At 64.2% G+C, this 21541-nt stretch carries 19 protein-coding genes and 1 pseudogene; 5 read left to right on the top strand and 15 right to left on the bottom strand.

Going from position 1 to position 21541, the window contains the following annotated elements:
• Nucleotide 1: 1 nt before the first annotated feature.
• Genes IAE34_RS02480 through IAE34_RS02470 form a run of 3 tightly spaced genes read right to left on the bottom strand, consistent with a single transcriptional unit; the run spans nt 2 to nt 2325 of the window.
• Nucleotides 2-772: an amino acid ABC transporter permease gene (locus IAE34_RS02480; RefSeq protein WP_200137260.1), complete on the bottom strand. Its 771-nt coding sequence runs from the start codon at nt 770-772 to the stop codon at nt 2-4.
• Nucleotides 773-787: 15 nt separating this feature from the next.
• Entirely contained in the window at nt 788-1597 is an 810-nt protein-coding gene (locus tag IAE34_RS02475) for an ABC transporter substrate-binding protein (RefSeq protein WP_200137259.1), read from the bottom strand.
• 59 nt (nt 1598-1656) lie between these two features.
• Entirely contained in the window at nt 1657-2325 is a 669-nt protein-coding gene (locus IAE34_RS02470; RefSeq protein ID WP_200137258.1) for a GntR family transcriptional regulator, read from the bottom strand.
• A 353-nt stretch (nt 2326-2678) separates the two neighbouring features.
• Between IAE34_RS02470 and IAE34_RS02465 the strand changes: the two genes are divergently transcribed.
• The gene (locus tag IAE34_RS02465; RefSeq protein ID WP_200137257.1) at nt 2679-4913 is read left to right on the top strand and encodes an ATP-binding protein; all 2235 of its coding nucleotides are present in this window, start codon (nt 2679-2681) and stop codon (nt 4911-4913) included.
• 1 nt (nt 4914) lies between these two features.
• Here IAE34_RS02465 and IAE34_RS02460 read toward each other — a convergent pair whose 3' ends face one another.
• The 10 genes from IAE34_RS02460 to IAE34_RS02415 all read right to left on the bottom strand — a co-directional run bounded on the left by IAE34_RS02460 (nt 4915) and on the right by IAE34_RS02415 (nt 14360).
• The gene (locus tag IAE34_RS02460; protein WP_200137256.1) at nt 4915-7098 is read right to left on the bottom strand and encodes a GAF domain-containing hybrid sensor histidine kinase/response regulator; all 2184 of its coding nucleotides are present in this window, start codon (nt 7096-7098) and stop codon (nt 4915-4917) included.
• Between the two features lie 125 nt (nt 7099-7223).
• Nucleotides 7224-7787, bottom strand: a complete 564-nt coding sequence (locus IAE34_RS02455; protein WP_200137255.1) for an NUDIX hydrolase — start codon at nt 7785-7787, stop codon at nt 7224-7226.
• Nucleotide 7788: 1 nt separating this feature from the next.
• The gene (locus tag IAE34_RS02450; protein ID WP_200137254.1) at nt 7789-8541 is read right to left on the bottom strand and encodes a GntR family transcriptional regulator; all 753 of its coding nucleotides are present in this window, start codon (nt 8539-8541) and stop codon (nt 7789-7791) included.
• Nucleotides 8542-8627: 86 nt separating this feature from the next.
• Entirely contained in the window at nt 8628-9017 is a 390-nt protein-coding gene (locus IAE34_RS02445) for a carboxymuconolactone decarboxylase family protein (protein WP_200137253.1), read from the bottom strand.
• Between the two features lie 114 nt (nt 9018-9131).
• On the bottom strand, nt 9132-9617 hold the full coding sequence (locus tag IAE34_RS02440) for a flavin reductase family protein (RefSeq protein ID WP_200137252.1): 486 nt from the start codon (nt 9615-9617) through the stop codon (nt 9132-9134).
• Between the two features lie 14 nt (nt 9618-9631).
• Nucleotides 9632-11113: an aldehyde dehydrogenase gene (locus IAE34_RS02435; RefSeq protein WP_200137251.1), complete on the bottom strand. Its 1482-nt coding sequence runs from the start codon at nt 11111-11113 to the stop codon at nt 9632-9634.
• Nucleotides 11110-11943, bottom strand: a complete 834-nt coding sequence (locus tag IAE34_RS02430) for an alpha/beta fold hydrolase (protein WP_200137250.1) — start codon at nt 11941-11943, stop codon at nt 11110-11112. The genes IAE34_RS02435 and IAE34_RS02430 overlap by 4 nt, the downstream gene beginning before the upstream one ends.
• Before the next feature lie 59 nt (nt 11944-12002).
• On the bottom strand, nt 12003-12599 hold the full coding sequence (locus IAE34_RS02425; RefSeq protein WP_200137249.1) for an amino acid synthesis family protein: 597 nt from the start codon (nt 12597-12599) through the stop codon (nt 12003-12005).
• Between the two features lie 147 nt (nt 12600-12746).
• A complete protein-coding gene (locus IAE34_RS02420; RefSeq protein WP_200137248.1) occupies nt 12747-13790 on the bottom strand; it encodes an LLM class flavin-dependent oxidoreductase in 1044 nt (347 codons plus the stop codon).
• Between the two features lie 84 nt (nt 13791-13874).
• Nucleotides 13875-14360, bottom strand: coding sequence for a flavin reductase family protein (locus IAE34_RS02415; RefSeq protein ID WP_200137247.1), 486 nt, complete (start codon nt 14358-14360; stop codon nt 13875-13877).
• A gap of 316 nt (nt 14361-14676) precedes the next feature.
• Here IAE34_RS02415 and IAE34_RS02410 point away from each other — a divergent pair, with 316 nt between their 5' ends.
• Entirely contained in the window at nt 14677-16080 is a 1404-nt protein-coding gene (locus tag IAE34_RS02410; protein WP_200137246.1) for a purine-cytosine permease family protein, read from the top strand.
• 124 nt (nt 16081-16204) lie between these two features.
• On the opposite strand, the gene IAE34_RS02405 is transcribed toward IAE34_RS02410, so the two are convergent.
• Nucleotides 16205-17815, bottom strand: a complete 1611-nt coding sequence (locus tag IAE34_RS02405) for a methyl-accepting chemotaxis protein (RefSeq protein WP_442793254.1) — start codon at nt 17813-17815, stop codon at nt 16205-16207.
• A 409-nt stretch (nt 17816-18224) separates the two neighbouring features.
• Between IAE34_RS02405 and IAE34_RS02400 the strand changes: the two are divergent.
• Nucleotides 18225-19423, top strand: a pseudogene (locus IAE34_RS02400) (MFS transporter).
• Nucleotides 19424-19537: 114 nt separating this feature from the next.
• Here IAE34_RS02400 and IAE34_RS02395 read toward each other — a convergent pair.
• Nucleotides 19538-20203, bottom strand: coding sequence for an HAD family hydrolase (locus IAE34_RS02395; RefSeq protein WP_200137244.1), 666 nt, complete (start codon nt 20201-20203; stop codon nt 19538-19540).
• A 94-nt stretch (nt 20204-20297) separates the two neighbouring features.
• On the opposite strand from IAE34_RS02395, the gene lexA reads away from it, so the two are divergent.
• Together lexA and imuA are read left to right on the top strand one after the other, a co-directional pair.
• Nucleotides 20298-20915, top strand: a complete 618-nt coding sequence (gene lexA, locus IAE34_RS02390; RefSeq protein WP_233630877.1) for a transcriptional repressor LexA — start codon at nt 20298-20300, stop codon at nt 20913-20915.
• Nucleotides 20915-21535 carry a translesion DNA synthesis-associated protein ImuA gene (gene imuA / locus IAE34_RS02385; RefSeq protein ID WP_200137242.1) on the top strand — a complete coding sequence of 207 codons (621 nt, stop codon included), beginning with the start codon at nt 20915-20917 and terminating at the stop codon, nt 21533-21535. The genes lexA and imuA overlap by 1 nt, the downstream gene beginning before the upstream one ends.
• Nucleotides 21536-21541: the final 6 nt, after the last annotated feature.

Here is a 21541-nt window from a genome sequence, read left to right as displayed (position 1 = left end):
GTCATCGTCCCCTCAGCAATTTCATCGCTTGCAGACCGAACAACCGCCGCGGTGCCGAGGCTGCATGGCCGTCGGCGCGCCCGAAGCGCTTCTCCAGCCAGCGCTGGAACAGGCCCCACAAGGTCGTCAGCAGCAGGAAGTAGATCGCCACGACCAGGTACAGCTCGAACACCCGGAACGTCGCCGAGGTGACCATCTGCGTGCTCAGCAGTAGCTCCTGAACGCCGATCACGCTGACCAGCGTGGTGTTCTTGAGCATCACGTTGAACTCGTTGCCCAGCGGCGGCACGATCACCCTGAAAGCCTGGGGCAGGACGATGCGGCGCATCAGGCGGGGGAAGGTCATGCCCAGCGAGCGACCGGCTTCGTACTGGCCCTTGTCAACTGCGCCGATGCCGGCACGGATGATCTCGGCCATGTACGCGCCTTCGTTCAGACCCAGGGCTATGATCGCTGCCTGAATGTTGCCAGGCAGCACGAACAGGCCCAGGTCCAGGTCCTGGAAGCGGAACAGCCCTGCGGCGGCCAGCGCGGTGTAGAGAAACACGATCTGCACCAGCAGCGGCGTGCCGCGCATCAGCCAGACGTAGACACGTACCGGGTATTGCAGCAGGGGGTTGGACGACAGGCGCATCAAGGCTGCCAACAACCCCAGCAGGCAGCCCAGGAGCATTGCGCTGACGGCGATCACGCAGGTCAGCCACAGGCCGTACAGGTAGATGTCACTGGGGCGTAGCAGGTACTGCCAGAAGATATCCCAACTGAAATTCATGATCGTCGCCTCGGCTCAGTCCAGCTTGTCGCCTTCGATGTGCCACTTCGCTAGCAGCGCCTGGTAGCTGCCGTCGGCCTGCATGTCCTTGAAGATCTGGGCCACCGCTGCGCTCAACTGCGGGTCGTCCTTGCGAAAGCCGAAGCCGGTGAGAATGCGTGCGAAGGCCGGCACGCCGGTCTCGAACAGATCGGCCGCCATGCTCTGGTAATAGCCAGCGGTTTCCAGGGTGGTGCCGTAGGCGTCGGCCTGCTGGATGCGCAGGGCCTGGAAGGCATCGGTGTCGCTGTTGTAGACGACGATCTGCATGGGCGGTTTGCCGGCCTGCTGGAGCTGCGCGTTGTGGGCATCGAGCAGGGTGCGGATGGTCGAGCCGTTGAGTACCGCGACCTTCTTTCCGGACAGGTCGTCCAGGCTGTAGATGCCCTTGGGGTTGCCCTTGGTCACCACCACCGCCTGGCTGGAGTACATGTAGTTGACCATGTCGATCACCTGGCGGCGCTCGGGCTTGTCGAACAGCTGATCGGCGAGCATGTCGCATTGTCCGGCCAGCAGCGCCGGGATCAACCCCGAGAACGGCGTCACACGCCAGTCGATCGGCTTGTCGCCGAGGCGCTTGGCGATGGTCTGGGCCAGCTCGACGGTCACGCCGGCAGGCTTCTGCGCGGCGTCGAAGAAGCCCATCGGCGGGGAGTCCATGGCGCCGCAGAACACCAGTTTGTCAGCGTGCTGCAAACGGTCGGGAATTTTCAGGGTATCGGCCTGCGCGAGCGGCGCAACGAGGCATATGGCGATCAGACACTGCGCGATCCTGCGTACGAACATGGTCAGCTCCAGAAGGTGAGGTTGCCGGGCAGTTCAGTGGTACGTCCGAAGAGCGGGTCTCAGGTGCCCGTTGCTTCGAGGAATTCCAGCAGGGAGGGAACGGTGCCCTCGATGTGTTCGCAGAGCACGCGTTCGGCCACGGCGGCGTCGCCAGTGCGCAGCGCATCGAGGATGACGGCGTGCTCTTCGCGGGCGCTGAGGGGCTTGTCGACGTGTTGTAGCCACAGGCGCAGGTGCGGCTCGATCACCGAATACAAGGCACCGATCTGGCGCAGTAGTCGTGGGCGCTCGGCCAGGCTGCACAGGTAGAGGTGGAAGGCGCGGTGGCGGCCGATCCACTCGGCGCTGTCGTCACGGCATTCGTCCATCTCGTCGAGCAGGCGCTCCAGGCGATTGAGGTGGCGCTCGTTCAGGCGCGGTACCGCCAGACGGATGGCCAGGCCTTCGAGGGCGCTGCGCATCTCGAAGACCTCGCGCATTTCTTCCAGGTTCAGGCCGCTGACGATAGCGCCGCGATTGGGCCGCAGGTTCACCAGGCCTTCGGCTGCCAGCCGGCGAAAGGCTTCGCGCACGGGCATGCGGCTCATGCCGATGTCAGTGGCGATCTCCTCGGCGATCAGCCGGTCGCCGGTGCGAAAGCGGCCCGTGCAGATGGCGTCGAGCAGGAACGCATAGGCTTCTTCTTCGGCCGTGACCGGCGGGCGGGAGTAAGGCGTGGCCAAATGCATGATGGAGTGGCTCCTGGATTTTTGTATCCAATTATCCATGTAGATGCTCATGCAGAGGCCGTGCCACTTTTCTCGAAATTCGACAAGGTCTTGAGATGTCTGGGAAATACTTCCTGTGACAGATCCCATCCCTCGTGCCCGGTGGATGCTATCGTCACCTTCGCGCTCCAAAGTGGGGCGCTCGGAAACGCCTGTAACACCTATGGCGCCACCAGCGCAGTAAGGTGTCGCTCATGCCTGATTTCGACCAACTGCACATCTTCTTCACGATTGTGGGGAACATATGCAAGTGGCTGATTTCTTACGCTCAGACTCAACCGATAGTGCCGTAGACTCCTGATGGTCCGCCTGACATGAACCCACCCAAGGACAGCGATATCCAGTGCGCCAGCGCGCCTGCGCCTGGCTTCCTGATCAATGGCGGCATGATCGCGTCGCTCATCCAGCGCATGGACTGGAGTGCCTCGCCGCTGGGCCACCCACAAGCCTGGTCGCTGAGCCTCAAGACCCTGATGGGCACGCTGCTGCCGGCTCAGGCGCAGATCGTGCTGTTCTGGGGGCCAGAGTACGTGGCGCTGTACAACGATGCCTACGCGCCGACCATCGGTGCCAAGCATCCCCATGCCCTGGGACGTCCGGCCATCGAGTACTGGCGTGAGCTGTGGGACGACCTCGAGCCCCTGCTGCGGCGGGTGCGCGAGACTGGCGAGACCTATGCGGCCAAGGATCGTCCCTTCTATATCCAACGCAGCGGCGTCGGCGAAACGGTGTATTTCGACGTTTCCTATTCGGCCGTGCGCGAGGCCGATGGCAGCATCGGTGGTGTCCTGTGCATCGTCACCGAAACCACCGCGCGGGTGCAGTTCGAGCGGCGTCAGGCCTTCCTGCTGGCATTGGGCAAGGTGCTGCCGGACATCGCCGAGGCCGATGCCATCGAGGCGCATGTGATCGAGCGCTTGGGGGAGGAACTGGGCGCGTCACGGGTGTGGTTCGGCGAAGACCTTGGCGATGAGCAACGCTACCGCATCGCCAGGGACTGGGTCAGTCGCTTGCCGTCGGCCTGCGGCGAGCAGTGCTGGGCGAACGAGGCTCCAGGCCTGCGCGACGGGCTGCAGGCCGGGCATTCGCTGCTCGATGGCGAAATCCTTGGGGTGTTGCCAGCCCGCGGCGCCTGCCTGAAGGTGCCGCTGCTGCGCGGTGGGGCCCTCGAAGCGATGCTGTGCGTGGAGTTCGATCGCCTGCAGGTGTTCGCCGAGGATCACTGCCGCCTGGTCGAGGAGGCGGCCAAGGTGGCCTGGTCGGCGATTCTGCATGCGCGCGCTCAGCATGCGCTGCGCGCGAGTTCGGCGCATCTGGAGGCGACCCTTCAGGAGTTGATGACGCTCAATGCGACCCTGGAAGAGCGGGTCGCCAGCATACTGGCCGAGCGTGAGGCCGATCTCATGCAGTTGCACGAAGCGCGCAAGATGGAGACCGTCGGCCAGTTGACCGGCGGTATCGCCCATGACTTCAACAACATGCTCACGCCGATCATCGCCACGCTCGAACTGATCGCCCGACGACCTCACGACGCGGCACGCGCGACGCGCCTGATCGACGGTGCACTGCAGGCGGCGGACCGCGCGCGCAGTCTGGTCGGTCGGATGCTCAGTTTCGGCCGGCGTCAGACCCTCAAGCCGCAGGCCGTATCGCTGGCGGCGCTGGTCAGCGACATGCACGAGCTGATTACCCGCGCGCTGGGGCCGACCATTGATGTCCAGGTACAGATCGACCCAGGGTTGCCAGCGGTGCTGGTCGATCCGCATCAGCTGGAAGTGGCGCTGCTGAACCTGGTGGTCAATGCCCGTGATGCGATGTGCCAGGGCGGCAAGCTGAAAATCAGTGCCGGTGCCGGCGGCGAGCGCGAGGACCGTCCGGCGGCGCTGGGATCTGGTCCGGTGGTCTGGCTGGACGTCGCCGATACGGGTTGTGGCATGAGCCAGGAAGTCCTCGAGCACTGCTTCGAACCTTTCTATTCGACCAAGGGCATCGGCAAGGGCACTGGCTTGGGATTACCCATGGTGCAAGGGCTGTCGTTGCAATCGGGCGGCGATTTCGCCATCCGTTCGCAGCTGGGCGAGGGCACCGTAGCGACGCTCTGGCTGCCGCTCAGCGATGAGCGGGGTCAGGCGCCCCTGGGTGGCTCAGGAGATTCGCCGATCACGCAGCGTCCGCTGAAGGTACTGTTGGTGGATGACGAAGCGCTGGTTCGGCAGGTGACGGCCATGCAGTTGCGCGATCTGGGTTATCAGGTCACCGAAGCTGGCAGTGCCGCCCAGGCGCTGGAGCTGATCGCGCAGGGCCTGGCGCCGGAGCTGCTGGTCACCGACCAGGTGATGCCCGAACAGACCGGCGTGCAGCTGGCGCGCAGCCTGCGCAAGCGCCTGCCGCAGTTGCCGGTGCTGATCATCACCGGTTACGCCAACCTCACCCCGCGCGAGATCTCCGGTTTCGATATCTTGCGCAAGCCGTTTCGCCGGGCCGAGCTCGCCGAGAGTCTGGCCCGGCTGGCGCCGGTCGACCTGCCGGTGATCTGCGCAGAGGCGTGAGTCACGCCGGGCCCAGTACCGTGTCGAGCATCTGGCACACCTGCTCGGCCGAGTAAGGTTTGGCCAGGAAGGGGAAGCCTTGATGGGCACCCTCGGCGATCGCGTCGCTGTACCCGGACGTAAGGATGATCGGCAGTTGCGGACGGCTCTGGCGCAATTGTCCAGCCAGCGCCAGGCCGCCCATGCCAGGCATCACCACGTCGGAGAACACCACGTCGAAGCCGTCTTCGGTCATGTGCAATTGCGCCAGGGCATCCTCGGCGGAGGTCGCCCAGCTGACCCGATAGCCATTGTCCTTGAGAATCTGCGCAGTGAAGCTGCCCAGGTCACGGTTGTCCTCGACCACCAGGATCCGCCTCGGGCCGTGTTCCACCACCGGCGTCGGGCTGGGCTCGGCCGTCGCCAAGACGGCGCTGGCCGACTCCTGGGGTAGATACAAGGTGAAGGTCGTGCCCTTGCCCGGTTCGCTGGTCACCTGCACGTCGCCGCCAGACTGCTTGACGAAGCCGATCACCTGGGACAGACCGAGGCCGGTGCCATGGCCCGAAGCCTTGGTGGTGAAGAACGGGTCGAATATGCGCTCGAGCAGTGCCTGGGTGATGCCCACGCCATCATCGACCACCGAGATTGCCGCAAACCTCTTGCTCACGTCCGGCTGGCCCCGCTGCGCCGGTAGCGACTGATCGGCTGTCAGACGCAGGCACAGCACACCTTCGCCGTTCATGGCGTCGCGGCCATTGATCATCAGGTTGATGACCGCCGTTTCCAGCTGAGCGAGGTCGGCGCGGATGTAGCAGGGAGTGGCCGGCAGCTCCAGGGAGACTTCCACGCGTGCACCGGTGGCGGTATCGAGCATCTCGGCCATGGCCTGTAACCGCGGGCCCACTTCGAACACCTGCGGGCTGAGCGCCTGGCGACGGGCGAAGGCGAGTAACTGGCCGGTGAGCTTGGCGCCACGGTCGACGGTCTCGGCCACGGTTTTGAGATAGCGCTGGCGACGGTCGTCATCCAGGTTCGGACGCTGGAGAAAGTGCAGCGACGAGCGAATGATCGTCAGCAGGTTGTTGAAATCGTGGGCCACGCCACCGGTGAGCTGACCGATGGCCTCGAGCTTCTGGGTCTGACGCAGCAGTGCTTCGGTGTGCAGCAGCTGCGCGGTACGTTCTTCCACGCGCTGTTCCAGCGTGGCGTTGAGTGCTTCCAGGGCCTTCAAGGTCTCGCGGGCCTCGGTGCTGGCCTGGACCCTCTGGATATGCGCCCAGGAACGCTCGGTGACTTCGCTGATCAGGGCGTGATCGTAGGCGCTCCAGACCCGTGGCGAGCGATCGTTGATGGCCATCAGCGCGGTCAGTCGGCCCTCCTTGACCAGTGGCATGCAAATGGTGGCGCCGACACCCATGGACTGAAACGCGACCGCTTCGTGTGCCGGCACTTCGGCGTCCCGGTCGCTGATCGTCAGCGCCTCGCCGGCACGCAGGCGGCGGTGTGACAGCGCGCCGAAATCGCTCAGCCGATAGTCGCCCAGCAGCGCTGGCAGACCAGGCGCCACCCAGTTGCCGCAGACGGTGAAGCCGTCCTGGTCCGGATGCATGATGGCGTAGGCACAGCTGGAAAGGTTCAGGTGCTCACCCAGCCTGGCGGTGGTGATGGCCAGGATGTCATCGGGCTCGGTGACGTTGGCAACGGCGCGGCCCAGGTCGTCGAGAAACTTCAGACGCTGGTTGGCGACGACGCTGGCGGTGGTCTCGCTGACGGTATCAAGCATGCCGACCACCCGACCTTGATGGTTGCGGATGGGGCTGTAACAGAAGGTGAAGTAGGCGCGCTCCGGACCGTGACTACGGTCGATGATCAGCGGAAAATCCTCGATGTACACGGCCTCACCGTCCATGGCACGACTGGCCAAGACACTGATGTCGCTCCAGGCCTCCTGCCACACCTCGCTGAAAGGACGCCCGAGGGCCAGGGGTTTGTCGCCGAGGATTTCGCAGAACGCGTCATTGTAGAGGGTGATCAGCGCGTCGCCCCAGAGTACGGCCTGCGCGAAGCGCGAGGCCAGGCACAGGGCCACGGTGGTCTTGAGTTCGTCGGGCCAGGCGTGCAGTGGCCCCAGTGGCGTCGCCGCCCAGTCGTGGGCGCGAATGCGCTCGGCCATCTGCCCGCCGCCTTCTAGCCATTTCGCCATGTGTCAAGCCATCGGGATCGCGAGTAGATGCATAGGGTGCACTGCCACGGCAGCCCTGGCGAGCGATTTATACGTGACGCAGTGACGCCGGGGGCGTGCGGGCTGTGCCGCTTGGCCGAGACCGATCAACGGATGAAGTGCACCTTGCCGGTATCGTCGTTGCCCATGTAGATGCCGTACACGCCGGCCTGGCGTTCGAGGATGTAGCGTTCGAGAATCTGCCGGATGGCAGGGTAGTAGATGGCATCCCAGGGAATGTCCTGCGGGGCGAAGAAGCGATAGTCGAGGGTTTCGGCACCGAACTGCCCGGTTTCCTCGGTGGCGACGGCACGGAAGATGATGTACACCTCGCTGATGGTCGGCACGCTGAAGATCGAATAGGGCGACACGATATCGGCGCGCACGCCGGTTTCTTCCCACACCTCGCGCAGGGCTGCCTGCTCGGTGCTTTCGCCGGCTTCCATGAAGCCGGCCGGCAAGGTCCAGGTGCCGGGGCGTGGTGGAATGGCGCGTTGACACAGCAAGTACTGACCCTCGCGCTCGATGATGCACCCGGCGATGATCTTCGGATTGACATAATGCACGAAGCCGCAGGCACGACAGTGCAGGCGTGAGTGTGTATCGCCGCCAGGAACGCCCTGGTCCAGTGCCGTGGTGCAGTGCGGGCAGTAGCGCGGGGCGTTGGGCATGTCAGCGACCTATGCGAGGGTCCTTCAGGGCCAGGGGGGCGACGATGTCGCGCACTGGTGTGTCGTCGTCCTGCTTCTGGCGCAGATACTCCAGGGCTACCTTGGCGGCGGCGCGCACGTGATCGACAGAGGCTTGGTGCGCAGCCTGCGGGTCGCCGCTCTTGATCGCCTCGACCATCTTTTCCATTTCCCGGTTGCTGGCACCGCGACGATTGTGTTGCGACACCGAGGTCGCCCGCAGGTAGCTGATGCGCGCCTGCAACTGGCGTAGCTGGGTGGCGGCGACCTGGTTGCCGGAGCCTTCGAGCAGCACGTCGTAGAAGCCTTGCACCGAATCGATCACCTGTTGCAGCTCGCCTTCTTCAAGTGCCTCGCGGTTCACCTCCAGCGCGCGCTCCAGCGCCCGGATGTCCTTGGCCTTGGCGTTGAGGGTGAACAACTGCACGATCAGCCCCTCCAGCACACAGCGCAGCTCGTAGATGTCGCGCGCGTCCTCGAGGGTGATGATGGCCACGCGTGGCCCCTTGGCGTCGGCGAACTCCACCAGGCCTTCGGATTCCAGGTGGCGCAGCGCCTCGCGCACCGATGTGCGGCTGACCCCCAGGCGATCGCACAGGTCTCGCTCGACCAGCCGATCACCTGGCAGCAGATGGAAATTCATGATCGCGCCGCGCAGCTTGTCGAGCACGATTTCGCGGAGCGTGACGGGGTTGCGATTGACCTTGAAGCTGTCGTCCAGTGGCTGGCGTTTCATCGGGGGAGCTCTGTAGGGGGCCGTTGCACCAGGGGCGGAGCATCCCGAACCCAGGTGCTCCTTGCAGTAGTTCGAACGGCCCGCTGTTAACGGGTGGGCTCCGCGTCGGCTTCGGCGAACGCCTCGCGTGCCAGGCGGAAGCTGTCCACCGCCGCGGGTACGCCGCAATAGATGCCGACCTGGAGCAGGATTTCACGGATCTGTTCCCGGCTCAGCCCATTGCGCAAGGCGCCGCGGATGTGCAGCTTGAGCTCGTGGGGCCGGTTGAGGGCGGAAATCATCGCCAAGTTTATCATGCTGCGCTCTTTGAGCGACAAGCCGTCGCGGCCCCACACATGCCCCCAGCAGTACTCGGTCACCAGTTCCTGCAACGGCTTGGTGAAATCGTCGGCATTCTGTAGCGAGCGATTGACGTACTCCTCGCCGAGCACCTGGGTACGGATCTGCAGGCCTTTCTGATACTTCTCGTCGCTCATCGGCAGCTCTCCTGCTTGAAACGAATGGAAAAAGGGGGCCGAGACGAAGATGAGGGTGACGGCAGAGCCCCCGTAAAGCGGATACGGCCAGGTGGTTGCTCGACGACGCCAGGCTCAGCCCAGGGTCGGCAGAGCGCCCAGCTTGCCCTTGTGATAGACCATCGGCGTCAGCGGCTCGGCCGGCAGTACCAGGTTCTTCACCGCGCCGACGATGATCGCATGATCGCCACCGTCGTACTCGCGCCACAGCTCGCACTCGATGATCGCCGTGGCTCTGGGCAGCAGCGGGTTGCCCAGTTCGCTGAGGTGCCATTCGATGCCCTTGGCCTTGTCCTTGCCTTTGCCGGCGAAAGCATAAGCCTCGGCGGTCTGCCCGGCCGACAGCAAGTGGATCGCGAACTGCTTGCTGTCGCGCAGGATCGGGTAGGTATCGGACGCGTAATTGGGGCAGAACAGCACCAGCGCCGGGTCGATCGACAGCGCGCTGAAAGCGCTGGCGGTGATGCCCACGATACTGCCGGCAGGGTCCAGCGTGGTGACCACGGTCACACCGGAAGGGAAGGAGCCCATCACGTCTTTGTAGATGCCAGGTTCGATCATCGCGTGCTACCTCTTCAACGCATCACAAAAGGGTCGGGCATGGGCGCGGTGGACAGGTTGATCCACACGGTCTTGAGCTCGGTGTAGGCCAGTACCGAGTCGATGCCGCTCTCACGGCCGTAGCCACTGTTCTTGAATCCGCCGATCGGCGCCATGGCCGAGACCGCACGGTAGGTGTTGACCCAGATGATACCCGAGCGTACGTCGCGCGCCAGGCGGTGGGCACGGCCCAGGTCGCGGGTCCAGATACCGGCGGCCAGACCGAACTGTGAATCGTTGGCCATCGCCAGGGCCTGCTCTTCGGTCTTGAAGCGAATCACGGCCGCCACCGGTCCGAACACTTCTTCCTGCATGATGGTCAGCGCATGGCTGTCGCACTCGAACAGTGTGGGCTCGTAGAACCATCCATCGCCTGGAACCTCGGCGCGTTTGCCGCCCATGCGCAGGATGGCACCCTCGGCTTTGGCTGCGGCGACCAGGCCCTCGACCACGGCCAGTTGCTGGGCGGTGGCCATCGGGCCCATTTCGCTGGCGTCATCCTGCGGGTTGCCGATACGAATGCGCTTGGCCCGTTCGATCAAGCGCTCGACGAACTCATCGAAAATCTCGTCCTGCACCAGCAACCGGGAGCCGGCCACGCAGCTCTGCCCGGAAGCGGCATAGATCCCGGCGACCGCACCGTTGATGGCGCTGTCCAGGTCGGCGTCGGCGAAGATGATGTTCGGTGATTTGCCGCCCAGCTCCAGGGACAGCTTGGCGAAATTCTCGGCGCTGCTGCGCACCACGTGCCGCGCCGTGGCGGCGCCGCCGGTGAAGGCGATCTTGCGTACCAGCGGATGGCGGGTGAGGGCGGCACCGGTGCTCGGGCCGAAACCGGTCACCACGTTGACTACGCCGGCCGGGAAGCCGGCTTCGAGCGCCAGGCGCGCCAGTTCCAGGATGGTCGCCGATGCATGCTCGGACGGCTTGAGCACGATGGTATTACCGGCCGCCAGGGCTGGGGCCAGCTTGATCGCGGTCAGGTACAGCGGGCTGTTCCACGGAATGATCCCGGCGACCACGCCGATCGGCTCGTGCACGGTGTAGGCGAACAGGTCGGGCTTGTCCAAGGGCAGGGTGCCGCCTTCGAGCTTGTCGGCCAGCCCGGCGGTGTAATGGAAGAACTCTGGCAGGTAGCCGACCTGGCCACGGGTCTCGCGGATCAGCTTGCCGTTGTCACGGCTTTCCAGCTGCGCCAGGTGCTCCTTGTTCTCGGCGATCAGATCGCCCAGGCGGCGCAGCAACTTGCCCCGTGCGGTGGCGGTGAGGCCGCGCCAGGCCGTGGCCTCGAAAGCGCGTTGGGCCGCCTGCACGGCCAGTTCGACATCCTGCTCGTCGGCATCGGGCAGTCGCGCCCAGGGCTGGGCGGTCGCTGGATCAAGGCTGTCGAAGGTCTTGCCGCTGTGGGCATCGCGCCACTGGCCATCGATGCACATCTGGAAACGAACGAGGGTCATGCGACTATTCCCTTGGCGGATTCGGTGAGTGTGCGGGCTTCTCGCAGGAAGTCCAGCAGCAGGCGATTGACTTCGCGCGGGGCCTCCACGGGCATCATGTGCCGTTGCTCGGCGAGCACCACGCTGCGGGCACCGGGAATGCGCGAAGCGAGCTGGCGGGTCATGGCCGGCGTGGAGCCGGTATCGAGCTCGCCAGTGGCGATCAGCGTCGGCACCTGGATGCTGCCCAGGTCCTGGGCACGGTACATGTCCTGGGTGGCGAACAGTGAATAAGTGGTGTGGTAGCCCTGCGGGTCATTGCTGGCCAGTACCTGGCGGATGGCGGCGATCTGCGCAGGGTTGGCGGCCTTGTACTCGCGGCTGAACCATCGGTCCAGTGCCGCGTCGACGTTGGCATCGGGTCCCAATGCCGCGGCCTGGGCCGCTCGCGCGATCACCCCGGCGCTCTGTTCCGGGCTGCGGTTGAACACGCTGTTGAGCACCACCAGCCCCGACAGGCGCTGTGGATGGTGCAGGGCGAAGGCGCGAGCGACCAGGCCACCCATGGAAAAGCCGATGACCGTGGCCTGGGTGATCTGCAGGTGATCGAGCAGCTCGACCAGTTGCGTGGCATAACCTTGCAGGTCGGTATCGGGGGCCGGCAACGCACTCTGGCCATGGCCGAGCATGTCGTAGGCGATGACCCGATAGTCCGCGGCCAGGCCGACGAACTGCCCGCCCCACATTTCCTTGTTCAGGCCCACGCCGTGGATCAGCACCACGGGTTGGCCCTGGCCCAGGCTCAGGTAGCTGGTCCCGGCAGGTGTACGTTCAGCGACAGGCTGAATCATGGGTGGCGCTCCTTCGGGGCCGATGCGCGCACGCATTGCATCGGCCGCTGTAGGTGATGTTATTGAGCGCTGGCTTTCTCGGCTGCCAGCTCTTGCAGGTCGATGTAGCGGTTGCCGATGCGCGGGTGCAGGCGGCCCCCGTCGGCGGCGCCCAGGACCACGACGATTTCGTCGGCGCGCGGGGCGTCCTCGATCTGCATTTCGAGGGTGATGTAGTGCGAGCGCAGGCCTTCGTCGTCCTTTTGCATCATCGGAATCTGGATCGATGTGCCAGGGCCGCCGCGCTTGTTGGTGAAGCTCAGGTAGCTCTTGGCCTGTACGGCTTCGCGGTAATGGTTACCGAAACGCAGGGTGTGGATCACGGCCGAGGCATGTTCGATCTCACCGTCGGCGCCCACTACCGCAGCCTTGCCGTAGGCTTCGATCTTGTCGGCACCGCCAATGGCGGCGGTCAGGCGCTCGACCATCAGGGCACCGAGTTCGGAGCTGTGCGCGCGGATTTCCGGCTTGAGGTCTTCGACGAAGCCGCGACCGGCCCATGGGTTCTTGATCACCACGGCGAGGCCGACCATGGTCACCGGCTTGTCAGTGGCCTTGCCGCCTTCGATGAGGGTTTCTTCGGAGTAAGTGACGATCTTGCGGATTTCAAAGCTCATGGGGGCTCCTGATAATGGTTTCTGTCTTATGGTATACCATAATACTAGTCGTGTTCCTGCCTGGGCGCAATGAGGCTGCGGGTCTTTGCCAAGGCAGGCTGCAAGGGAACGGGCACACCCTCATCCGCTTGCAGCCCGTGGCTGCCTTCAGGCGAAGGCGGGCATGACTTCGTTGATGAACAGCTCCAGCGACTTGCGTTTCTCGGCATGGGGGAGGCTGTTGTCGCACCAGAAGCTGAACTCGTCCACGCCCAATTCCTGGTAGTAGCGGATGCGCGCGATGATTTCTTCCGGCGTACCGATCATGGTGTTCTTGCGGATATTGTCCAGCTCGAAGGCCGGGACTTCGGCGAACTTCGACTCCGGGCTCGGCTCCAGGAAGCCGTCGACCGGGGTGGTCTTGTTGCCGAACCAGGCATCGAAGGTGCGATAGAAGCGCGAGATGGCCTGGGCCCCCACTTTCCAGCCGTCCGGATCGGCCGGACTGTGCACGTGGGTGTGGCGCAGCACCATCAGTTGCGGCCGCGGCACCTCTGGGTTGTTGTCCAGTGCGGCCTGGAACTTGTTCTTCAGGTCCAGCACTTCTTCGTCACCCTTCATCAGCGGCGTGACCATGACATTGCAGCCATGCTTGACAGCGAAATTGTGCGAATCAGGATCGCGCGCAGCGATCCACATCGGCGGCATGCCCTGCTGAACCGGCTTGGGCACGCTGGTGGAGGTCGGGAAGTTGTAGACCTCGCCCTCATGGGCATAGTCGCCCTGCCACAGGGCTCGCACGGCCGGCACCATTTCGCGTAGCGCCTTGCCACCCTCGGTGGCAGGCATGCCAGCGGCCATGCGGTCGAATTCGAACTGATAGGCACCGCGCGCCAGGCCCACTTCCATACGTCCGTTGCTGATGACATCCAGTAGCGCGCACTCGCCGGCCACGCGGATCGGGTTCCAGAACGGCGCGATGATGGTGCCAGCGCCCAGGCGAATGGTCTCGGTGCGTGCCGCAAGGTAGGCCAGCAGAGGCATCGGGCTGGGAGAAATGGTGTATTCCATGGCGTGGTGTTCGCCGATCCACACGGTGCCGAAACCACCGCGTTCGGCCATCAGGGTCAGCTCGGTCAGATCCTCGAACAGCTGGCGATGGCTGACCTGGTCATCCCAACGTTCCATGTGCACGAACAGCGAAAATTTCATGGGTGTTCCTCGAAGCAGGTGATTGTCGTCTGCCGGCAGTGCGCTGCGCAGGCTGGCTGTGCGGCGACCTGCGTTGGCAGGGGCTCAGGCGAATGCAGGCAGGCTGGCCATCTTGCCGCGGCAATAGACCATGGGGCTGGGGGCGTCGTCGGGCACGATCAGGTTGTGCACCTTGCCGACCATGATGGCGTGATCACCTCCTTCGTATTCGCGCCATAGCTCGCACTCGATGATGGCGGTCGCACCGGCCAGCAATGGATTGCCCAGTGCACTGAGGCTCCACTGCAGGCCCTCGGCCTTGTCCTTGCCTTTTTTCGCGAAGGCATAAGCTTCGGCCTGCTGCTCACCGGACAACAGGTGGATGGCGAAGCGCTTCTGCTTGATCAGCACAGGGTAGGAATCAGAGCTGTAGTTGGGGCAGAACAGCACCAGAGGCGGTTCCATCGACAGGGAGGAAAAGGCGCTGGCAGTGAGGCCGACGACCGAACCGTCGTCGTCCAGGGTGGTGATGACGGTGACGCCGGAAGGGAAGGAGCCCAGGACGTGCTTGTAGAGGGTTGCGTCGATCATGGCGTTACCTCGATGGGGCGTGCGGTGGTCCGCGGTTTTTATCGTTGGTGTGTCTGATGGTATACCGTAATACATATATTGCAAGCGAATTTTTCTGGGTCATTGCCGTTGCGACGAATGGTGAAGGCCCCGGATTCATTGGCCTGGAAGTGACTTCACAAGGTTGGAACTGACGCACTGAGCAGATCAGATGACCCTTGAAAGGGCAGCGCAGAGTTGTCAAAAGCTTGGAATACCATAATATGGTCTTCAGCTGAGAGGCCGCCTCGAGCGGTTTCCTTACAACGATAAAAACGTCCTTTCGAGCTGAAATCCTATGTCCCAACCGTCTTCGCAACACCAGTTTGTCGAGAATCACACGGTCGATCATGTTCCCCCGTCCGAGCGCCATGGGAAGGCGCGCGACCTGTTCACCCTCTGGTTCAGCACCAACATCGCGCCACTGCCGATCGTCACCGGCGCGATGGTGGTCCAGGTGTTTCACCTGAACCTGGTGTGGGGGCTGGTCGCCATCGTGATGGGGCATCTGCTGGGCGGCATCGTCATCGCCCTGGCCTCGGCGCAGGGACCGCAGCTGGGCATTCCGCAAATGGTCCAGAGCAGGGGGCAGTTCGGGCGCTACGGTGCCTTGCTGATCGTGTTCTTCACGGCCTTGATCTATGTCGGCTTCTTCATTTCCAACATCGTGCTGGCGGGCAAGTCGATCCACGGCATCGCGCCGAGCGTGCCGATGCCCACGGCGATCATCATCGGCGCCCTGAGCGCCACGGCCATCGGGGTGATCGGCTATCGCTTCATTCACAGCCTGAACCGTCTCGGCACCTGGGTCATGGGTTCGGCGCTGCTGGCCGGGTTCATCATGATGTTCACCCAGCCGTTGCCGGCCGATTTCTTCGATCGCGGCGCGTTCAACCTGTCGGGCTTCATCGCGACGGTTTCGCTGGGCATCATCTGGCAGATCAGTTTCTCGCCCTACACCTCGGACTATTCGCGCTACCTGCCGAAGGAAATCGGTATCGCCAAGCCCTTCTGGGCCACCTACTTCGGTGCGACCCTGGGCACCATCCTGTGCTTCAGCTTCGGTGCGGTGGCCGTGCTGTGCGTACCTGAAGGCACCGATGCCATGGATGCGGTGAAGCAGGCGACCGGCTGGCTAGGCCCGATCCTGATGGTGCTGTTCCTGCTCAATATCGTCAGCCACAACGCCCTGAATCTGTATGGCGCAGTGCTGTCGATCGTCACCTCGATCCAGACATTCTTCGCCCACTGGACGCCGAGCGTGCGGGTGCGAGTGGTGCTGGCGTCGATCATCCTGCTGGGCTGCGCACTGGTCGCGCTCAATGCCTCTGCCGGATTCATCGGCCAGTTCATCGGCCTGATCCTGGCGCTGCTGCTGGTGCTGGTGCCCTGGGCATCGATCAACCTGGTGGACTTCTACCTGATCAAGAAAGGTGACTACGACATCGCCTCGTTCTTCCGCGCAGACGGCGGCATCTACGGGCGTTACAACCACCATGCCATCGTCGCCTATGTGTGCGGGATCCTGGTGCAACTGCCGTTCGCCAACACGGCGCTGTACGTCGGGCCGTATTCGAACCTCGTCGAAGGCGCCGACTTGTCCTGGCTGTTCGGCCTGATGGTCACGGTGCCGCTGTACTACTGCCTGGCGACACGTGGCCAGCCGGTGAAGGCGGGCAGGGCGGTTACCCTCAACGACTGACCCGGCGGCCCTGCTGCCGGGCGTGAATACGATCCAGGCACAAGGCCCCTCACCTCGCGGTGTCAGGCTAACTGCCGGCTCGCGCTGAGCCGGCCTGGGCCAGCAGGCCCCAGGTCCTGCTTGTTTACACCTTGAACTGCGCCACCATGCCATTGAGTTCCACGGCCAGACGCGACAGATCCTGGGCGGCTGCGCTGGTCTGGTTGGCACCCGCCGAGGTCTGCATGGCCAGGTCGCGGATGTTTACCAGGTTGCGGTCCACTTCCCGGGCCACCTGGGCTTGCTGTTCCGAGGCGCTGGCGATGACCAGGTTGCGCTGGTTGATCGCAGCGATGGCCTCGGCGATCAGCTCCAGGGCTTGACCGGCGGCCTGGGCCACTTCCAGCGTGCCGCTGGCGCGACCCTGGCTGGTGTGCATCGCACCGACCGCGCGCTCGGTGCCGGTCTGGATGCCCCCGATCATCTGTTCGATTTCCGCCGTGGACTGCTGGGTGCGGTGCGCCAATGCACGCACCTCGTCGGCCACCACGGCAAAACCGCGCCCGGCCTCGCCCGCGCGCGCCGCCTCGATGGCGGCGTTGAGGGCCAGCAGATTGGTTTGCCCGGCAATCGAGCCGATCACATCCAGCACCCGGCTGATCTCGTTGGCACTGCTGGCCAAGGCTTCGATCTCGGCGGACGTGCCGGTGACGTCCTCCACCAGATGCCGGATCGAACTCAAGGCCTGGTTGACCTGATCACGACCGTCGCGGGTGGTCTGGTCGGCACCCTTGGAGGCGTCGGCGGTACTGACCGCATTGTTCGCCACCTCCTCGACCGCTGCCGTCATCTGGTTGACGGCCGTGGCGGCCTGATCGATTTCGGCGCTTTGCTGGTGCAAGCCTCGGCTGGTGTCCTCGGTGACGGTATGCAGCTCTTCGGAAGCCGAGGCCAGTTGGTCCGAGGACGCCGCGATCTGACGAAGGGTGTCTCTCAGGCTCTGCTGCATGCGGCTGAGCGCCCTGAGCAGCAAGGCAGGCTCGTCGCGACCGACGATATGGATGTCCTGGGTCAGGTCGCCGGTGGCCACGCGTTCGGCGACCCGCACCGCTTCGCCCAACGGCATGACGATGCTGCGGGTGAGCAGTGCGGCGATCGCCGCCAGGGCGATGAGGATGATCATCAGGGAAGCGACGAGCAGCATGAAGGCTTCGTCATAGGTGTCGCTGCTGCGCTGGGAGGCTTCGTCCGCGCCGTTGGCGTTGTAGCTCATCAGCTCGCCCAGGGCCGTCATCATGCTGTCGGCATAGTCGGCCAGCGGCCCGTTGATTGCGCGCCTGGCGCCGTCGATATCGCCGGCACCAGCGGCCTCGCGCGTGGTTTTCTGCAGGCTGTGGTAGCGCTCGGCCGACTGGGTGAAGGCGGTGAACAGTGCGCGGTCTTTCTGCTCCACGATGGTGGCTTCGTAACGTTTGATCCCCTCTTCGAGCGTCTGGTTGATCTCGCCGATGCGCGACAGGGTAGCCTGGCGCTTGGCGGGGTCGTCCTCGAGAACGCTGCGCAGGGTGAGGGCGCGCGCGCGGCCCAGGTTCGTGCTGATTTCGTTCAGCGCGATGATCGCCGGCATCCAGGTGACCCGCACTTCATCGGTGGCGCTGTCCATACGCTTGGTCTCGTACAGGGCGAGCAGGCCCATGATGAGCACCAGAATGCCCAGCAGTGCGAAGATGCACGCTGCCCGTAGACCGATCTTCATGTTCCTCAACTGCATGGCACTTCTCCTTGAATGCAGCATGCAGGTCTACGGCAGCAGGATCGTCGCCGGACCGGCGCAACTCATCTGACAGCCCGATGACCTGCGGCAAAGTATGCGTTCATCAATCTGTGTAGGATTTTTTTGGCGTCAATAATGCCACGGTGCCACATTTCCCGACCACAGGTTCTATGTAAAAACTATTACAGGCTGGTCTGCCGTTTTCTGACGAAACCCTTAAGTTTTGTGTTTTGCATGACCAGTGAGCCTCGTCTCGCCCGATCCAAGCTGATCCCTGTACGGCGCTCGTGTCCATCCCTGGGCTGGAGCTTTTCGTGCCTCTTGCCATTCCCTCTACAGGATGGAGCCGTTATGGTGCCTGGACATGTCCGACCCTGGCGCGAACGAGTCCATGACTGCACCCTGTTCTTCATCATCTATCGCTTCCCCCTCCATCAGTTCGAGCCTGGTGACCTTGCTGGCGTTCTGCTGTGGCGCGATCGTCGCCAATCTGTATTACGCGCAACCGCTCATCGGCTTGATCGCCCCGGACCTTGGCCTGTCGCCCAAGACAGCCAGCTTGATCGTTTCCCTCACCCAGGCCGGCTATGCGGTGGGGTTGCTCCTGCTGGTGCCACTGGCCGATATTTTCGAGAACCGCCGCCTGGTGATCGCCACCGTCCTGCTGGCCTGTGTCGGTCTGGCGCTGGCCAGCAGCAGTGGCCAAGGCCAAGGGCAGATTTTCCTGGGCTACGCCTTGCTGATCGGCTTCAGTTCCGTTGCGGTACAGATGCTCATTCCACTGGCCGCGAACCTCGCGCCCGAAAGCCAGCGGGGACGGGTGGTGGGCAATATCATGGGTGGCCTGTTGTTGGGCATTCTGCTGGCGCGCCCTGCCGCCAGCCTCATCGCCGACCATTTCGGCTGGCGCATGGTGTTCGTCGTGGCGGCGGCATTGATGGGGGCGATGGTGGTGTTGCTGGCCTTGACCCTGCCGCGCCGGGTGCCGGAGCACAAGGCGAGTTACCCTGCACTGATGGCCTCACTGGTGGGCATGCTGCGGCGTTATCCGACGCTGCGCCAGCGCGCGCTGTACCAGGCGCTGATGTTCGGCGCGTTCAGTCTGTACTGGACGGCTGTACCTTTGGCGTTGGCAGATGAGCATGGCCTCACGCAGAGCCAGATCGCCGTGTTCGCCCTGATCGGTGCCATGGGGCGATTGCCGCACCCGTGGCCGGGCGTCTGGCCGATGCCGGACATGCGCGGCTGGCCACTGTAGCGGCCTTGGTACTGGCTCCGCTGTCTTTGTTGTTTGGATTGACCGAGCCTGGCACCAGTGTGGTAGGGCTGGCGCTCACGGGCGTGCTGATGGATTTCGCCGTGCAGATGAACATGGTGATCGGCCAGCGCGAGGTCTATGCACTGGACCCGATCAGCCGCGGCCGGCTCAACGCGTTGTACATGACCAGTATCTTCGTCGGTGGAGCGCTGGGCTCGGCGGTGGCCAGCGGCCTGTATGCCAGTCACGGCTGGGAGAGCGTGGCGATGGTCGCGGCAGCGTTGCCAGGCCTGGCGCTGGTGGTCTACTTGATCAGCGCACGGCGCGTCTAGTTGCGACACTGCTCGAGCCGCCGCCAGGCGCGCCGCCGTGGTCCATCGCTTCACCAGGCCTGCAACCGCACGATGCTGCCGCGGCCTGTCGAGCGGCAGGGCAGGCCTTTGCGGTCAACCCTCGGCTTGCATCCGATCGATCAAGGCCCACAGGCGAGGATCGTCGTAGTCATCGATCACCAGTCCGGCCCCGGCCTGCAGCAGGCGCTGCGCCGGCTGTGTTGTGGCCAGGGCGACGGTGAAGATGCCGGCGTCCACCGCGGCTTTCACACCGGGCAACGAGTCCTCGAAGGCCAGGGCTCGCTGGGCCTGGGCCGACAGTCGCTGCAATCCGGTCAGGTAGGGCAGGGGATCGGGTTTGGGCCTGGCCAGCTCGTCGGCCACCAGCACGTGGTCGAAACGCTCGGAAACGCCCAGGGCCTTGAGCATGTGTTCGGCATTGAGTCGCGGCGCGTTGGTGACCACGCACATGCCGATGCGCTGTTGCTCGCCGTACGCCAGCAGGCGAAGCAGGCCTGGCATCGGCTCCAGCCGAGGAGACAGCTCGCGGAACAAGGCTTCCTTGCGCTCGGCGAGGGCCTGGCACTGGTCCGCACTCGCCTGGGGGAACAGCTCCTTGAACAGCAGGCCGTTGGAGCGTCCGCTGATCTGTTCGTCGAATTGCGCCTGGGTCAGCTCGCGGCCGTCATGGTCGTGCAGCAGCGTGCGAAAGGCCTGCAAGTGCAAGGTGTCGGTGTCGGTCAAGGTTCCATCGAGGTCGAACAGCAGGGCGGTCAGCATCGGGCATCCTGGCAAGTGAAGAAACAATTCAGCGGTCATCATAACCAATGGGGCGACGAAGGGGGCTGTTCAGTTTTTCACTAAAAGAGTACAAATGTGCTCCATGAACTCATTGACCCCCAAACGCCGTGCGATCCTCGACTTCATCCGTCAGCGCATCGCCGATCACAGCCAGCCCCCGAGCCTGGCGGATATCGCCGAGCGCTTCGCTTTCGCCTCGCGCAGCGTGGCCCGCAAGCACATCACCGCCCTGCAGCAGGCCGGCTTCATCGAAGTCACGCCCAACCAGGCGCGGGGCATCCGTTTGGTTCAAGCCGTGCGGCGACCCGAGTGGCTGGAACTGCCGGTGCTCGGTCGGGTCGCCGCAGGCGCACCCATCGGGCCGGACCTGGACATCCACGAACACGTGTTCATCGATCCCAGCCTGTTCGGCCGCCTGCCCGACTACCTGCTCAAGGTGCGGGGTGACTCGATGATCGGCGACGGTATTCTGGACGGCGATCTGGTCGGCATTCTCCAGCAGGCCGATGCCCGTGACGGGCAGATCGTGGTCGCGCGACTGGACGGCGAAGTCACGATCAAGCGCCTGGAACGCGTCCCCGGTGGATACCGCTTGCTCGCGCGAAATCCGGCCTATCTACCCATCGAAGTGGGTCCCCAGCACGAGTTCTTCATCGAAGGCGTGTTCTGTGGCCTGCTGAGGCGTGACTGATGGGCGCAGTCGTCGATCTGGACGGGCTGCTGGACCAGCGGCATGTCTGGCGTGGGCGCCAGGCGCAACCTCGCAGCCTGGGTTTGCAGCCCACCGGCCATGTTGCCCTGGATGCCCGATTGCCCGAAGGTGGGTGGCCTGCAGCCGCGCTGAGCGAGCTGCTCCTGGCCAGCCCCGGTTGCGGCGAGCTCCAGTTGCTGTGGCCGACGCTGGCTCGATTGACTGGTGAAGGCAACCGGGTGGTGCTGGTATCACCGCCGTTCATTGCCTTCCCCCCCGCCTGGGAGGCTGCGGGCATCGACCTGCGTTGGCTGGTACAGGTCCAGGCCCGGCCGGACGAGACACTCTGGGCGGCCGAGCAATGCCTGCGTTCGGGCAGCTGTGCAGCCGTGCTCTGCTGGCCGGAGCGCGCAGACGATCGCGCGCTGCGCCGCCTGCAGGTGGCCGCCGAAACCGGTGAGGCCATGGCATTTGCCTGCCGCCCTCAGCCTGCGGCGCTCAATCCGTCGCCTGCCGCCTTGCGGATCGCCATCGATACGCGCCCTGCCCAGTGGCGGGTGCTCAAGTGTCGTGGCGGGCTGGTGCCCGCAGCGCCGATCTGCGCGCCCGCACGAGGGTGATGGCAC

It is taken from the genome of Pseudomonas sp. S30 (assembly GCF_016518545.1).
Taxonomy (GTDB): domain Bacteria; phylum Pseudomonadota; class Gammaproteobacteria; order Pseudomonadales; family Pseudomonadaceae; genus Aquipseudomonas.
Note: the sequence above shows the minus strand (reverse complement) of the source record. Positions and strands in the feature narration are given on the sequence as shown.